This is a genomic window from Streptomyces sp. CRN 30, assembly GCF_034105845.1.
In genome coordinates this window covers 1-13,841 of sequence record NZ_JAVRHI010000246.1, presented here as the reverse complement: position 1 = coordinate 13,841, position 13,841 = coordinate 1, and the positions used below count along the sequence as shown (strand labels likewise).

The window sequence follows — 13,841 nt, the reverse complement described above, 5'->3', positions numbered from 1 at the left end:
TGGCGCCGGTCCGGGGCGTCGCGGCCGCCGCGCGTCGGGCGGGGGCGCGGGGCCGGGGTGCCCGCGGTGGGCCGGAGGGCGAGGAGGGTGTGGGCGCAACTCCGGCACTCGTCCACCAGGAAGGGCGGACGGACCCGGGTGCGCAGCCCGGTGGAGCCGCACCAGGGGCAGTCGGCGCGGCGCGGCGCGTGGGACGGTTCGGCGGCGGGTACGGCGGTGGGCATGGCGACTCCCGAGGCAAAGCGGATCAAATCGGAACGTATGGGATGGCGATCGCGGGCGCAACGACGTGCCGCCGCCGAGCCGCCGATGTGGCGCCGCCGCGTTCGATCGCGGCCGGTACTGTTCGGCGAATGAGCGCGCTGAATCTCGACGACTTCACCGATCTGATCGAGCGCCCCGACGGCGGTGTGCGCCGCGACGCGGAGGCGCGGCGGGAGCGGCAGACCGTGCCGCCCGGAGCGCTGGGGCGCCTGGACGACCTGGGCGAGTGGCTGGCGGCGGCGCAGTCCTCGGTGCCGGTGCGGCCGGTCACGCGCCCCCGGGTGGTGCTGTTCGCGGGCGACCACGGCATCGCGGCACAGGACGTGTCCGCGCGGCCCGCGGGGACGGCGGTGCGCCTGGTGCGGGAGGTGCTGGCCGGGAACAGCCCGGTGGCGGTGCTGGCGCGCCGCCTGGACGTGCCGGTGCGCGTGGTCGACATGGCGCTGGACTGCCCGCCCGAGGAGCTGCCCGCCGAGGTCGTACGGCACCGGGTGCGGCGCGGCAGCGGGCGGATCGACGTCGAGGACGCGCTGACCTCGGAGGAGGCGGAGGCGGCGTTCCTCGCGGGCGTCGCGGTCGCCGACGAGGAGGCGGACTCGGGGACGGACCTGGTGGTGCTCGGCGACGTGAGCGTCGGCGGCACCACGGCGGCGTCCGTGCTGGTCGCCGCGTTGTGCGGGACCGACGCCTCCGTGGTCACCGGGCGGGGCGGCCGGGCCATCGACGACCTGGCGTGGATGCGCAAGTGCGCGGCCGTACGGGACGCGCTGCGCCGGGCCCGCCCGGTCCTCGGCGACCAATTGCAGCTGCTGGCCACGGTGGGCGGCGCCGACCTCGCCGCGGCCACCGGCTTCCTGCTGCAGTGCGCGGTGCGCAAGACCCCGGTGATCCTGGACGGCGTGGTGTCGGCCGCCTGCGCCCTGGTCGCCCAGCGGATCGCGTTCCGCGCCCCGGACTGGTGGCTGGCCGGCCACCGCAGCGGCGAGCCGGCCCAGGCCAAGGCGCTGGACCGGATGGCCGTCGAGCCGCTGCTCGACCACGGGGTGGGCGTCGGCGAGGGCACGGGCGCGCTGCTGGCCCTGCCCCTCGTCCAGGCGGCCGCCGCGCTCGCCGCGGAACTGCCGGAGCGGGAGGACACCGGGAACCCGGGGCAGGACGCGCCCGCGGAGACCGCTGACTAGGCCGGTAACCTGCGCCGATGCGCAACACCCCGCTCCCGCCCCTCGCCGACGGGCTCCGCTTCGCCTTCGGCACGCTCACCGTGCTGCCCGTCCCGCTGACCCGCTGGGACCGCGGGGCGGCCCGTGCCGGGATGCTGTGCGCACCCCTCGCCGGACTGGTCGTGGGGCTCGCGTCCGCCGCGCTCGGGCTGCTGCTGCTCCTGCTCGGCGCGGGCGCCCTGCTCGCGGCCGTCGCGACCGCCGCCGTACCCGCCGTGCTCACCCGCGGCCTGCACCTCGACGGCCTCGCCGACACCGCCGACGGGCTGGGCAGCGGCAGGCCCGCCGCCGAGGCGCTCGGCATCATGAAGCGCTCCGACATCGGCCCCTTCGGCGTCATCACCCTGATCCTGGTGCTCTTCGCCCAGGTCGCCGTCCTCGCCCAGGCGTACGGCACCTCGTGGGCCCACGGCGCCCTCGCGGCCGTCGTCTCCGCCACCGCGGCCCGCCTCGCCCTCACCCTGGCCGCGCGCGCCGGGGTGCCCGCGGCCCGCCCCGAGGGACTGGGCGCGGCGGTCGCGGGCACGGTTCCCGTACGGGACGCGGTGCTCGTGGCCGGCGGGGTGACCGTGGCGGCGGCCGCCGCGGGCGCCCTCCTCGGACCGTACGACCTGGTGCGGGCGGCCCTCGCGGTCGTACTGGCCTGCGCCTGCGCCGAGTTGTTGCTGCGGCACTGTCTGCGCCGCTTCGGCGGGGTGACGGGCGACGTGTTCGGCGCACTGGCGGAGACCGCTGCGACGGCTGCGCTCGTCGTGCTCTCGCTGGGCCGGTGAGGCCCCCTCCCGGCCGCCCCACCGGCAGGAACGCGCAGGCGGACAGGCCCTTTCCGGCGCGCAGGGCCTAGGCTCGTCCTTGGCGCCCCCGGGCCCGGCAGGAGCCGCCTGCGCCGCACGGTTCCCCCCGGCCCGGCCGGGGCCGCCGCACATGACGGATCTAGGGTCTTCCTCCAGGGCCGGTCGACCCCATCCGTTCGGCCACCGAAAACTCAATCGGAAGCGAGAATTCACCACCGTGACTGCTCTCACTCTCAGCACCTCCGCCGCGTCCGGCCTCAAGGTCGACGCGCTCGTGGTCGGTGTCGCGAAGGGCGCCGAAGGCCCGGTCGTCGCGCCGGGCGCCGAGGCCGTGGACAAGGCGTACGACGGCAAGCTGGCCGACGTCCTGGAGACCCTCGGCGCCTCGGGCGCCGAGGGTGAGGTGACCAAGCTGCCCGCGCCGTCCGGTGTCAAGGCGCCGCTCGTGCTGGCGGTGGGCCTGGGGGCACAGCCCGAGAAGGACACCTCGTACGAGCCCGAGGCGCTGCGCCGGGCGGCCGGTGCCGCGGCCCGGGCGCTGGCCGGTGCGAAGAAGGCCGCGTTCGCGCTGCCGGTCACCGACGCCGGTGACGTCGGCGCCCTCGGCGAGGGCGCGCTGCTCGGCGCGTACAGCTTCGACGCGTACAAGGACAACGGCGACGCCAAGGCGAAGAACGGCAAGAACGGCAAGGGGCCGCTCGCCGAGGTGACGCTGCTCGGCGCCAAGCCCCGCGACCGCGCCCACAAGGCCGCCGTCGAGCGGGCCGTCGCCGTGGCCGAGGAGCTGAACCGGGCCCGCGACCTGATCAACACCCCGCCGAACGACCTGAACCCGGAGGCGTTCGCCGCCGTCGCGCAGGCCGCCGGCAAGGAGCACGGCATCAAGGTGCAGGTGCTCGACGAGAAGGCGCTCGCCAAGGGCGGCTACGGCGGCATCCTCGGCGTCGGCGCCGGCTCGGCCTCCCCGCCCCGCCTGGTCAAGCTGTCGTACACGTCCTCCAAGGCGAAGAAGCACCTGGCCTTCGTCGGCAAGGGCATCACGTACGACTCGGGCGGCATCTCGCTGAAGCCCGCCGGGCACAACGAGACGATGAAGTGCGACATGAGCGGTGCCGCCGCCGTGTTCGCCGCGGTCGTGACCGCCGCGCGCCTGGGCCTTGCGGTCAACGTCACGGGCTACCTCGCGCTCGCCGAGAACATGCCGTCCGGCTCGGCCACCCGCCCCGGCGACGTGCTGCGCATGTACAGCGGCAAGACCGTCGAGGTCCTCAACACCGACGCCGAGGGCCGCCTGGTGCTGGCCGACGCGCTCACCAAGGCCTCCGAGGAGAAGCCGGACGCGATCGTCGACGTGGCGACGCTGACCGGCGCGATGATGCTGGCGCTCGGCGCCCGCACCTTCGGGATCATGGCCAACGACGACGCGTTCCGCACCGCCGTCCACGAGGCCGCCGAGGAGGTCGGCGAGGCCGCCTGGCCGATGCCGATGCCGGAGCACCTGCGCAAGGGCATGGACTCGTCCACCGCGGACATCGCGAACATGGGCGAGCGGATGGGCGGCGGCCTGGTGGCCGGCCTGTTCCTGCGCGAGTTCGTCGGCGAGGGCATCACCTGGGCACACCTCGACATCGCGGGCCCGGCCTTCAACGAGTCGGCCCCGTTCGGCTACACGCCGAAGGGCGGCACGGGCTCGGCGGTGCGCACCCTGGTGCGGCTCGCGGAGCTCACGGCGGCGGGCGACCTGGGCTGACGTCCCTCCCGCCCCACTGCGTCGTCACGGAACGGCCCCGGGTGCTCACGCCCCGGGGCCGTCCCGCGCCCCGCGCCGGACGTGTTGGACGCCTCACACCTGGGCCCCGCGTCCCGTATGCCTCCGACAAGTGCGAAGATGGGCCACGGCAGGACAGGGCCCCCACCACAGGGCCGAAGAAAGAGCGGCCGGACACCAGCCGCCGACCGGTCACTGGAGACCGGCGTACGGCGCAATGCATGGAGGACGTGACGTGGCGAACGACGCCAGCACCGTTTTCGACCTAGTGATCCTCGGCGGCGGTAGCGGCGGTTACGCCGCGGCCCTGCGCGGGGCCCAGCTGGGCCTGGACGTCGCCCTGATCGAGAAGGGCAAGGTCGGCGGTACCTGCCTGCACAACGGCTGCATTCCGACGAAGGCCCTGCTGCACGCCGGCGAGATCGCCGACCAGGCCCGTGAGAGCGCGCAGTTCGGTGTGAAGGCCACCTTCGAGGGCATCGACATCGAGGCCGTCCACAAGTACAAGGACGACGTCATCTCCGGCCTGTACAAGGGCCTGCAGGGGCTGATCGCCTCCCGCAAGGTGACCTACATCGAGGGTGAGGGCCGCCTCTCCTCCCCCACCTCCGTCGACGTGGACGGCCGCCGGGTCGAGGGCCGTCACGTCCTGCTGGCGACCGGCTCCGTGCCGAAGTCGCTGCCGGGCCTTGACATCGACGGCGACCGGATCATCTCCTCGGACCACGCGCTGAAGATCAACCGCGTGCCGCAGTCCGCGATCATCCTGGGCGGCGGCGTCATCGGCGTCGAGTTCGCCTCCGCGTGGAAGTCCTTCGGCACCGACGTCACGGTGATCGAGGGCCTCAAGCACCTCGTCCCGGTCGAGGACGAGAACTCCTCGAAGCTCCTGGAGCGCGCGTTCCGCAAGCGCGGGATCAAGTTCAACCTCGGCACCTTCTTCGAGAAGGCCGAGTACACGCAGGACGGCGTCCGCGTGACCCTCGCCGACGGCAAGACCTTCGAGGCCGAGGTCCTCCTGGTCGCCATCGGCCGCGGCCCGGTCTCCCAGGGCCTCGGGTACGAGGAGGCCGGCGTCGCCATGGACCGCGGCTACGTCCTCGTCGACGAGTACATGCGCACCAACGTCCCGACGATCTCCGCCGTCGGCGACCTGGTGCCCACGCTGCAGCTCGCGCACGTCGGCTTCGCCGAGGGCATCCTCGTCGCTGAGCGGCTGGCCGGCCTGAAGACCGTCCCGATCGACTACGACGGTGTCCCGCGCGTGACGTACTGCCACCCCGAGGTCGCCTCCGTGGGCATCACCGAGGCCAAGGCCAAGGAGGTCTACGGTGCGGACAAGGTCGTCGCGCTGAAGTACAACCTGGCGGGCAACGGCAAGAGCAAGATCCTGAAGACCGCGGGCGAGATCAAGCTCGTCCAGGTCAAGGACGGTGCCGTGGTCGGCGTCCACATGGTCGGCGACCGCATGGGCGAGCAGGTCGGCGAGGCCCAGCTGATCTACAACTGGGAGGCGCTCCCCGCCGAGGTCGCCCAGCTCATCCACGCCCACCCGACGCAGAACGAGGCGCTCGGCGAGGCTCACCTGGCGCTGGCGGGCAAGCCGCTGCACTCGCACGACTGACCCTCGGTCGACGTACGCCGACCCCATACAGACTTCAGAGCAATTCGTAAGGAGCACACGAAACCATGCCGGTTTCCGTAACCCTTCCGGCGCTCGGTGAGAGCGTCACCGAGGGCACCGTCACCCGCTGGCTGAAGGCCGAGGGTGAGCGCGTCGAGGCCGACGAGCCGCTGCTCGAGGTGTCGACCGACAAGGTCGACACCGAGATCCCCTCGCCCGCCGCCGGTGTCCTGGCCTCCATCAAGGTCGCCGAGGACGAGACCGTCGAGGTCGGCGCCGAGCTGGCCGTCATCGACGACGGCACGGGCCCCGGTGCGAGCACCGGCTCCACCGGAGCTGCTGACGCCGCGCCCTCTGCCGAGACCCCGGCCCCCGCCGCCGAGTCGGCCCCGCAGGCCGAGGCGCAGGTCGCCCCGCCGGCCCCGGAGCCCACCCCGGCCGCGCAGCCCTCCACCCAGCAGGAGGCCCCCGCCCCGGCGCCCACCGCCGAGGCCGCCTCCGGCGGCGGCTCCGCCGAGGGCACGGACGTCGTCCTGCCCGCGCTCGGCGAGTCCGTCACCGAGGGCACCGTCACCCGCTGGCTCAAGGAGGTCGGCGAGTCCGTCGAGGCCGACGAGCCGCTGCTCGAGGTCTCCACGGACAAGGTCGACACCGAGATCCCGGCGCCCGCCTCCGGCGTGCTCCTGGAGATCGTGGTCGCCGAGGACGAGACCGCCGAGGTCGGCGCCAAGCTCGCCGTCATCGGCCAGCCGGGCGCTGCTCCGGCCCAGGCCCCGGCCGCCCCCGAGGCCCCGGCGCAGCCCGCCCAGGCCCCGGCGCAGGAGGCCCCCGCGGCTCCGGCGCCCGCCCCGGCGCAGGAGGCTCCTGCCCCGCAGGCGCCCTCCGCCCCGGCCCCGCAGCAGCAGGAGACCCCTGCTCCCGACCCGGCGCCGTCCGCTCCGGCTCCCGCTCCGGCGCAGGCCCCGGCCCCGGCCGCTCCGGCCGCCGCCCAGCCGGCCGACGACGGCGCGTACGTGACCCCGCTGGTGCGCAAGCTCGCCGCCGAGAACGGCGTCGACCTGGCCGGCGTCAAGGGCACGGGCGTCGGCGGCCGCATCCGCAAGCAGGACGTGATCGCCGCCGCCGAGGCCGCCAAGGCCACCCCGGCCCCGGCCGCCGCTGCCGCCCCGGCCGCCCCCGCAGCGAAGAAGACCCCCGCCCTGGAGGCCTCCCCGCTGCGCGGCCAGACCGTCAAGATGCCGCGCATCCGCAAGGTCATCGGCGACAACATGGTCAAGGCCCTGACCGAGCAGGCCCAGCTCTCCTCGGTCGTCGAGGTCGACGTCACGCGGCTGATGAAGCTGCGCGCCAAGGCCAAGGACGGCTTCGCCGCCCGCGAGGGCGTCAAGCTCTCCCCGATGCCGTTCTTCGTCAAGGCCGCGGCCCAGGCGCTGAAGGCCCACCCGGCCATCAACGCCCGGATCAACGTGGCCGAGAACACGATCACCTACTTCGACACCGAGAACATCGGTATCGCGGTGGACTCCGAGAAGGGCCTGATGACCCCGGTCATCAAGAACGCCGGCGACCTCAACCTCGCCGGTATCGCCAAGGCCACGGCGGAGCTGGCGGGCAAGGTCCGGGCGAGCAGGATCAGCCCGGACGAGCTGGCCGGCGCGACCTTCACCATCAGCAACACCGGCTCGCGCGGCGCGCTGTTCGACACGATCATCGTGCCGCCGAACCAGGTCGCGATCCTCGGCATCGGCGCCACGGTGAAGCGCCCGGCCGTCATCGAGACGGAGGAGGGCACGGTCATCGGCGTCCGCGACATGACCTACCTGACGCTCTCCTACGACCACCGCCTGGTGGACGGTGCCGACGCGGCCCGTTACCTGACGGCCGTCAAGGCGATCCTGGAGGCCGGCGAGTTCGAGGTCGAGCTCGGCCTGTAACCGCCGCCGAAAGGCGCGTGTCCCCACGGTGCCCCGTCCGGAACCCTCCGGGCGGGGCACCGTCGTACCACCGGGTGCCGCAGTGGGCGGTACGCACCGTAAGGGGGCGTGTAAGGCTCGTCTCACCTGCGCCGCGGCGCCCCCGTGCGCCCCTCCGCAGCGGCCCTGCGGCCGTATTGTCTAAAGGTCAACGCCCCCGGCGGCGTAAGCCCCTTAACGAGGAGCCCTCATGACCGCGCCCGTCGTGCACTCGCTGCGCGAACAGATCCGCGAGCACATCGTGGAGGGAATCGTCAGCGGGCGCTGGAAGCCGGGCGAGCGGATCGTGGAGCGGCGGATCGCGACGGAGCTGGAGGTCAGCCAGACCCCCGTACGGGAGGCGCTCCGGGAGCTGGAGTCGCTGCGGCTCATCGAGTCGGCCCCCAACAAGGGCGTACGGGTGCGGAACCTGAGCGCGGCCGACCTGGAGGAGTCGTACCCGGTGCGGGCCGGTCTGGAGGCCATCGCGGCGGAGCTCGCGGCGGAGCGGCTGGCGCGGGACTGCTCGGCGCTGGAACCGCACGTCGCCGCGCTGTACGAGGCGGACCGCGCGGCGGACGGCACCGGGCAGGTGCGGCACACGGTGGCCTTCCACCGCGAGCTGGTGCGGGCGGCCGGCAACTCCGTGCTGCTGCACACCTGGGAGGGGCTCGGCATCGAGGTGTTCACCGCCCTGTCCATCCGCTGGCTGGGCACGGTGCAGCAGTCGTACGCCGAGGAGCACGAGGAACTGGTGGCCGCGTTCCGCCGCCGGGACCCCCGTATCGCGGACCTGGTGAAGGCCCATGTGCTGGGCTGCGCGCCCCGTACGGGCAGCACCGGCAGCACGGGCACCACGGGCGGCAGCGGGCCATCGTGACGAGATCGTGCTCGAACACGGCTCGACCTGCGAAAACCCCGCATAATCACCGGCACCGCGTGCCCCGGCCGGAGGCACCCCGTGCCGACTTTCTCGTGATCAAGAGGTTTTGTCCGTCAACCCTTTGATCGATCATCGATCAGGGAGTTACAGTCACCGGTGGGCCTCCACCAAGGCCCTCGCCCTGTCCTGCCACGACATAGAGGGCACCCCCACCCCTTGCCACAGAGGGAACCCCCCTCCGCATCCGTAAGGCGGCGCAACGATGACCGACCCCAACGCTATCCAGCCGAGCTCGCTCGACCAGCTCCCTGACCGCGATCCGGAGGAGACCGCCGAATGGCAGGCCTCCCTGGACGCCGTCACGAAGGCGGCCGGGCCGCACCGCGCCGCGTACCTGATGCGCCGCACGCTGGAGCGGGCCGAGGAGGGCGGTCTGGCGCTGCCGAAGCTGCTGGAGACCGACTACCTCAACACCATCCCCACCGCCGCCGAGCCGGCCGTGCCCGGTGACGAGGCGATGGAGCAGCGGATCACCGCGTGGAACCGCTGGAACGCGGCCGCGATGGTGACCCGTGGCAGCAAGTACGGCGTCGGCGGCCACATCGCCACCTTCGCCTCCGCCGCATGGCTGTACGAGACGGGCTTCAACCACTTCTTCAAGGGCAAGGAAGGGGACGGCTCCGGCGACCAGCTCTACATCCAGGGCCACGCCTCCCCCGGCATCTACGCCCGCGCCTTCCTCGACGGCCGCCTGAACGAGCAGCACCTCGACAACTTCCGCCAGGAGGCCGGCGGCAACGGCCTGCCCTCCTACCCGCACCCCCGCCGCCTCCCCTGGCTGTGGGAGTTCCCGACGGTGTCGATGGGCCTCGGCCCGCTCTCGGCGATCTACCAGGCGCGCTTCAACCGCTACCTGACCGCCCGCAACATCAAGGACGTTTCGTCCTCGCACGTGTGGGCGTTCCTCGGCGACGGCGAGATGGACGAGCCCGAGTCGACGGCGGCACTCGCCCTGGCCTCCCGCGAGGGCCTGGACAACCTGACCTTCGTCATCAACTGCAACCTGCAGCGCCTCGACGGCCCGGTCCGCGCCAACTTCAAGATCGTGCAGGAGCTGGAGGCCCAGTTCCGCGGCGCCGGCTGGAACGTCATCAAGACGCTGTGGGGCTCCGCCTGGGACGAGCTGTTCCAGCTCGACACCACGGGCGCGCTGGTCCGCCGCCTCCGCGAGGTCCCGGACGCGCAGGTGCAGACGTACCAGACGCGCGACGCGGCCTACATCCGCGAGGACTTCTTCGGCAAGGACCCGGCGCTCGCCGAGATGGCGAAGCTGCTGAGCGACGACAAGATCCTCGAGTGTTTCCACTTCTCGCGCGGCGGTCACGAGGCCCGCAAGGTGTACGCGGCCTACAAGGCGGCCGTGGAGCACAAGGGCGCGCCCACCGTCATCCTCGCCCAGACCGTCAAGGGCCACACCCTCGGTGAGGGCTTCGCGTCGAAGAACGCCAACCACCAGATGAAGAAGCTGACGGTGGACGAGTTCAAGGCGATGCGCGACCTGCTCGAACTCCCCATCCCGGACAGCGCGTTCGTCGACGGGCAGGTGCCCTACGGCCACCCGGGCGCCGACTCCCCCGAGGTCCGCTACCTCCAGGAGCGCCGCGCGGCCCTCGGCGGCCCGGCCCCGGCCCGCCGCACGCACGCGGTGGCGCCCCTCCCGGCCCCCGCCGACAAGGCCTTCGCCGCCTTCGACAAGGGCTCCGGCTCGCAGAACGTGGCGACGACCATGGCCTTCGTACGCCTGGTCAAGGACCTGGTCCGCGACAAGGAGTCCGGCAGGCGCTGGGTGCCGATCGTCCCCGACGAGGCCCGCACCTTCGGCATGGAGAGCCTCTTCCCCTCCCTCGGCATCTACTCGCCCAAGGGCCAGACGTACGAGCCGGTCGACCGCGACCAGCTGATGTACTACAAGGAGGCCAAGAACGGCCAGATCCTCAACGAGGGGATCACCGAGGCCGGTTCGATGGCCGACTTCATCGCCGCGTCGACGTCGTACGCGACGCACGGCGAGACGATGATCCCGTTCTACATCTTCTACTCGATGTTCGGCTGGCAGCGCACGGCCGACCAGATGTGGCAGCTCGGCGACCAGCTCGGCCGCGGCTTCCTCATCGGCGCCACGGCCGGCCGCACCACGCTGACCGGTGAGGGCCTGCAGCACGCGGACGGTCACACACCCGTGATCGCGGCGACCAACCCGGCCGCGCTGACGTACGACCCGGCGTTCGCGTACGAGATCGCGACGATCGTCAAGGACGGTCTGCGCCGCATGTACGGCGAGGCCGCGCCCGGCGAGGACCAGGACGTCTTCTACTACCTCACCGTCTACAACGAGCCGCTGCCGCAGCCCGCGAAGCCGCAGGGCCTGGGCATCGACGAGGGCATCGTCAAGGGCCTGTACCGCTTCAACACGGCGGAGTCGGCGGGCGTGACCGTGCCGGCGAACGCCCCGCGCATCCAGCTGCTCGGCTCGGGCACGGCGATCCACTGGGCCCTGAAGGCCCAGCAGCTGCTCGCCGACGAGTGGGGCGTGGCCGCCGACGTGTGGTCCGCGACCTCCTGGACGGAGCTGCGCCGGGACGCCATGGACGCGGACGCGGCGCTGCTGCGGGGCGAGGAGCGCGTGCCGTACGTGCGCCAGGCCCTCCAGGGTGCCGAGGGTCCGGTGCTGGCCGTCACCGACTACATGCGCCAGGTCCCGGACCAGATCGCGCAGTGGGTCGAGCAGGACTGGTCCTCGCTCGGCGCGGACGGCTTCGGCCTCTCCGACACCCGGGACGCGGCCCGCCGCCACTTCGGCGTCGACGCCCAGTCCGTCGTGGTCGCCGCTCTCGCCCAGCTCGCCCGCCGCGGCGAGGTCAAGGCGACGGCGGTGAAGGAGGCCCGGGAGCGGTACGGGCTGTAAGGATCTGAGGTTCGCTCGTGGACAGGGGCGGCGGTGCGGCGGGGTTTCCCCGCCCCCGCCGCCCCTGCCCGTCCCGGCCCCCGGCATCATGAACCCATGCGTGCTGCCCGCCTCATCAAGATGGTGCTGCTGCTCCAGTCCCGCCCCTCCATGACCGCCGCCGAGCTGGCCCGTGAGCTGGAGGTGTCGGAGCGGACGGTCACCCGGGACGCGCAGGCGCTGTCGGAGGCCGGGGTTCCGGTGTACGCGGACCGGGGCCGGGCCGGCGGCTACCGGCTGGTCGGCGGCTACCGCACCCGGCTCACCGGCCTGGCCCGCGGCGAGGCCGAGGCGCTGTTCCTGTCCGGCGTCCCGGGCGCCCTGCGCGAGATGGGCCTGGAGGACGCCGCCTCCGCCGCCCGGCTGAAGGTGTCCGCCGCCCTCCTGCCCTCCCTGCGGGACGCCTCACGGACGGCGGCCCAGCGCTTCCACCTGGACGCGCCCGGCTGGTTCAAGGAGCCGGAGACCCCCGCGCTGCTGCCCGCGATCGCGGACGCGGTGTGGGACGACCGGGTCGTCACCGCCCGGTACCGGCGCGGCGAGGCCGAGGTCGAGCGCTCCCTGGAACCGTACGGACTCGTCCTGAAGGCGGGGGTCTGGTACCTGTGCGCGCGGGTGCCGGACCAGCGGTCCGAGCAGGAACCCGAGCAGGGGCGGGAGCGGGCGCCGGGCTCTTTCCGGGTGTACCGCATCGACCGGTTCACGGCCGTCGCCGCGCTGGAGAGCCGCTTCACCCGGGACGAGGAGTTCGGGCTGCCGGGATTCTGGGAGGAGCGGGCCCGGCAGTTCGCGCGGTCCATCCTGCGCGCCGAGGTCGTCGCCCGGCTCTCCCCGGAGGGAGTACGCACCCTGCAGTACGCCCTCGGCCCCGCGGTGACGGATGAGGCGCTGGCCTCGGCGGGCCCCGCGGACGACCGGGGATGGGTGACGCTCACGCTCCCCGTGGAGTCCGAGGAGGTCGCGCACACCCAGCTGACGGCGCTGGGACCGGAGGTGGAGGTGCTGTCCCCGCAGTCCCTGCGCGAGCGGTTCGCCGCCGACGCGGCGCGTCTGGCACGGTTGTACCGCCCATAACAATCCACCGCACTCCAGGTGCGTCCCACCCCGGCAGGCACGATGCTGGTGCCGTGATGGACGAGACGGAGTTCTGGGAGCTGGTGGACTCGGCCCGGGAAGCTGCCGAGGGCGACCCCGAGGAGCACGCCGACCTGCTCGTCGAGCGGCTCGTCCAGCTGGACCCGGAGGCGGTGCTGGACTTCGCCCGGCATTTCGAGTGGCGCTACAACCGGGCGTACACCTGGGAGTTGTGGGGTGCCGCCGCGGTCCTGCTCGGCGGGGCGAGCGACGACGCCTTCGACTTCTTCCGGTGCTGGCTGATCGGCCAGGGCCGGGAGGTGTTCGAGGGGGCCGTGCACGACCCGGACGCCCTCGCCGATCTGCTGGACGACTTCGACGAGGAGATCGACGGGGACGGGGAGGAGCTGGGGTACGCGGCGGACGAGGCGTACGAACAGCTCACCGGCACCATCGCCCCGGACCTCGGGGTGCCGCCCGCGGCGCCGGAACCGGCGGGGGCGCCGCTGGACTTCGAGGACGACACCGCGCTCGCGGAGCGCTACCCCAAGCTCTGGGAACGGTTCAGGTCCTGAGGATCCGGTGGGCGGGCCCCGGCCGCCCCGTCACGGCCGCTCCGTCATGGTCTGCCCGTCACGGCCGCCCCGTCACCGTCTGCCCTGGAGCCGTGCCGCCGTCTCCCTCATCGCGGGCAGGCGGGCCGTGAGGGCGGCGCCCGGGCAGCTCGTCATGTAGCCCTCGCGGTGGCCCGCGAGGGCGGGCAGCAGGGCCGAGGTGCCGGCGGCGTACCGGCTGCGGTCGTTGCTGGAGGTGAGGCGGACCCGGGAGCGCGGGTCGACGTCGGCGAGGCCGAGCTTCCAGGCGGCGAGGGCGGCGATCGCGTCGGTCATCGCCCGGGGCACCTCCGCGCCCTCGGTGAAGGTGCCGAGGGCCGCGACGCCCGCCGTGCGGTGGTTGAACCCCTGGGTGTGGGCGCCGGTGACGGGCCGCTCGACACCGCCCGCGCGGCCCTCGTAGATCGTGCCGCAGCGGTCGACGAGGAAGTTGTACCCGATGTCGTCCCACTCCCGGGCGCCGGTCTGGCCCGCGTGCAGGTGCCGGATGATGCGGGGCGCGTCCGCGCAGTCGTACCCGTTCGGGGAGTCCGTGTGGTGGACGAAGACGGCGGCGACCCGGTCGTCGTACCGGACCGGCGGCCGGCGGCCGGCGCGCGCGTCGGCGCCCAGCCAGCGGGAGCGCGGCTCGATCGGCGGCCGGG

The 13,841-nt window shown here is 73.4% G+C and carries 10 protein-coding genes and 1 pseudogene; 9 read left to right on the top strand and 2 right to left on the bottom strand.

The window, feature by feature from the left end; genetic code table 11:
* Nucleotides 1–224, bottom strand: a pseudogene (locus UW392_RS26080) (class I SAM-dependent methyltransferase); the annotation flags it as partial.
* 129 nt (nucleotides 225–353) lie between these two features.
* On the opposite strand from UW392_RS26080, the gene cobT reads away from it, so the two are divergent.
* The 9 genes from cobT (at nucleotide 354) to UW392_RS26035 (ending at nucleotide 13,158) form a co-directional block, all read left to right on the top strand.
* Nucleotides 354–1,445, top strand: a complete 1,092-nt coding sequence (cobT, locus tag UW392_RS26075) for a nicotinate-nucleotide--dimethylbenzimidazole phosphoribosyltransferase (RefSeq protein ID WP_320777563.1) — start codon at nucleotides 354–356, stop codon at nucleotides 1,443–1,445.
* Nucleotides 1,446–1,462: 17 nt separating this feature from the next.
* Nucleotides 1,463–2,257 carry an adenosylcobinamide-GDP ribazoletransferase gene (locus tag UW392_RS26070; protein WP_320777562.1) on the top strand — a complete coding sequence of 265 codons (795 nt, stop codon included), beginning with the start codon at nucleotides 1,463–1,465 and terminating at the stop codon, nucleotides 2,255–2,257.
* A gap of 238 nt (nucleotides 2,258–2,495) precedes the next feature.
* A complete protein-coding gene (locus UW392_RS26065; protein WP_320777561.1) occupies nucleotides 2,496–4,028 on the top strand; it encodes a leucyl aminopeptidase in 1,533 nt (510 codons plus the stop codon).
* A 253-nt stretch (nucleotides 4,029–4,281) separates the two neighbouring features.
* Nucleotides 4,282–5,670, top strand: coding sequence for a dihydrolipoyl dehydrogenase (gene lpdA, locus UW392_RS26060; RefSeq protein ID WP_320777560.1), 1,389 nt, complete (start codon nucleotides 4,282–4,284; stop codon nucleotides 5,668–5,670).
* A 65-nt stretch (nucleotides 5,671–5,735) separates the two neighbouring features.
* A complete protein-coding gene (sucB, locus tag UW392_RS26055) occupies nucleotides 5,736–7,604 on the top strand; it encodes a 2-oxoglutarate dehydrogenase, E2 component, dihydrolipoamide succinyltransferase (protein WP_320777559.1) in 1,869 nt (622 codons plus the stop codon).
* A 229-nt stretch (nucleotides 7,605–7,833) separates the two neighbouring features.
* Nucleotides 7,834–8,502 (top strand): GntR family transcriptional regulator, encoded by a 669-nt coding sequence (locus tag UW392_RS26050; RefSeq protein ID WP_320777558.1) that lies wholly within the window; start codon nucleotides 7,834–7,836, stop codon nucleotides 8,500–8,502.
* Between the two features lie 265 nt (nucleotides 8,503–8,767).
* A complete protein-coding gene (aceE, locus tag UW392_RS26045; RefSeq protein ID WP_320777557.1) occupies nucleotides 8,768–11,470 on the top strand; it encodes a pyruvate dehydrogenase (acetyl-transferring), homodimeric type in 2,703 nt (900 codons plus the stop codon).
* A 96-nt stretch (nucleotides 11,471–11,566) separates the two neighbouring features.
* Nucleotides 11,567–12,583, top strand: coding sequence for a helix-turn-helix transcriptional regulator (locus tag UW392_RS26040; protein ID WP_320777556.1), 1,017 nt, complete (start codon nucleotides 11,567–11,569; stop codon nucleotides 12,581–12,583).
* A 56-nt stretch (nucleotides 12,584–12,639) separates the two neighbouring features.
* Nucleotides 12,640–13,158, top strand: coding sequence for a DUF4240 domain-containing protein (locus tag UW392_RS26035; protein WP_320777564.1), 519 nt, complete (start codon nucleotides 12,640–12,642; stop codon nucleotides 13,156–13,158).
* Nucleotides 13,159–13,230: 72 nt separating this feature from the next.
* Here UW392_RS26035 and UW392_RS26030 read toward each other — a convergent pair.
* A partial coding sequence (locus UW392_RS26030; RefSeq protein ID WP_320777555.1) for a peptidoglycan recognition protein occupies nucleotides 13,231–13,841 on the bottom strand: 611 nt, incomplete at its 5' end.

Excerpts from the sequence above, each read along its gene's own strand:
- UW392_RS26050 (WP_320777558.1), top strand. The coding sequence starts at position 7,834 with ATGACCGCGCCCGTCGTGCACTCGCTGCGCGAACAGATCCGCGAGCAC.
- UW392_RS26070 (WP_320777562.1), top strand. The coding sequence starts at position 1,463 with ATGCGCAACACCCCGCTCCCGCCCCTCGCCGACGGGCTCCGCTTCGCC.
- sucB (WP_320777559.1), top strand. The coding sequence starts at position 5,736 with ATGCCGGTTTCCGTAACCCTTCCGGCGCTCGGTGAGAGCGTCACCGAG.
- aceE (WP_320777557.1), top strand. The coding sequence starts at position 8,768 with ATGACCGACCCCAACGCTATCCAGCCGAGCTCGCTCGACCAGCTCCCT.
- UW392_RS26040 (WP_320777556.1), top strand. The coding sequence starts at position 11,567 with ATGCGTGCTGCCCGCCTCATCAAGATGGTGCTGCTGCTCCAGTCCCGC.
- UW392_RS26035 (WP_320777564.1), top strand. The coding sequence starts at position 12,640 with ATGGACGAGACGGAGTTCTGGGAGCTGGTGGACTCGGCCCGGGAAGCT.
- cobT (WP_320777563.1), top strand. The coding sequence starts at position 354 with ATGAGCGCGCTGAATCTCGACGACTTCACCGATCTGATCGAGCGCCCC.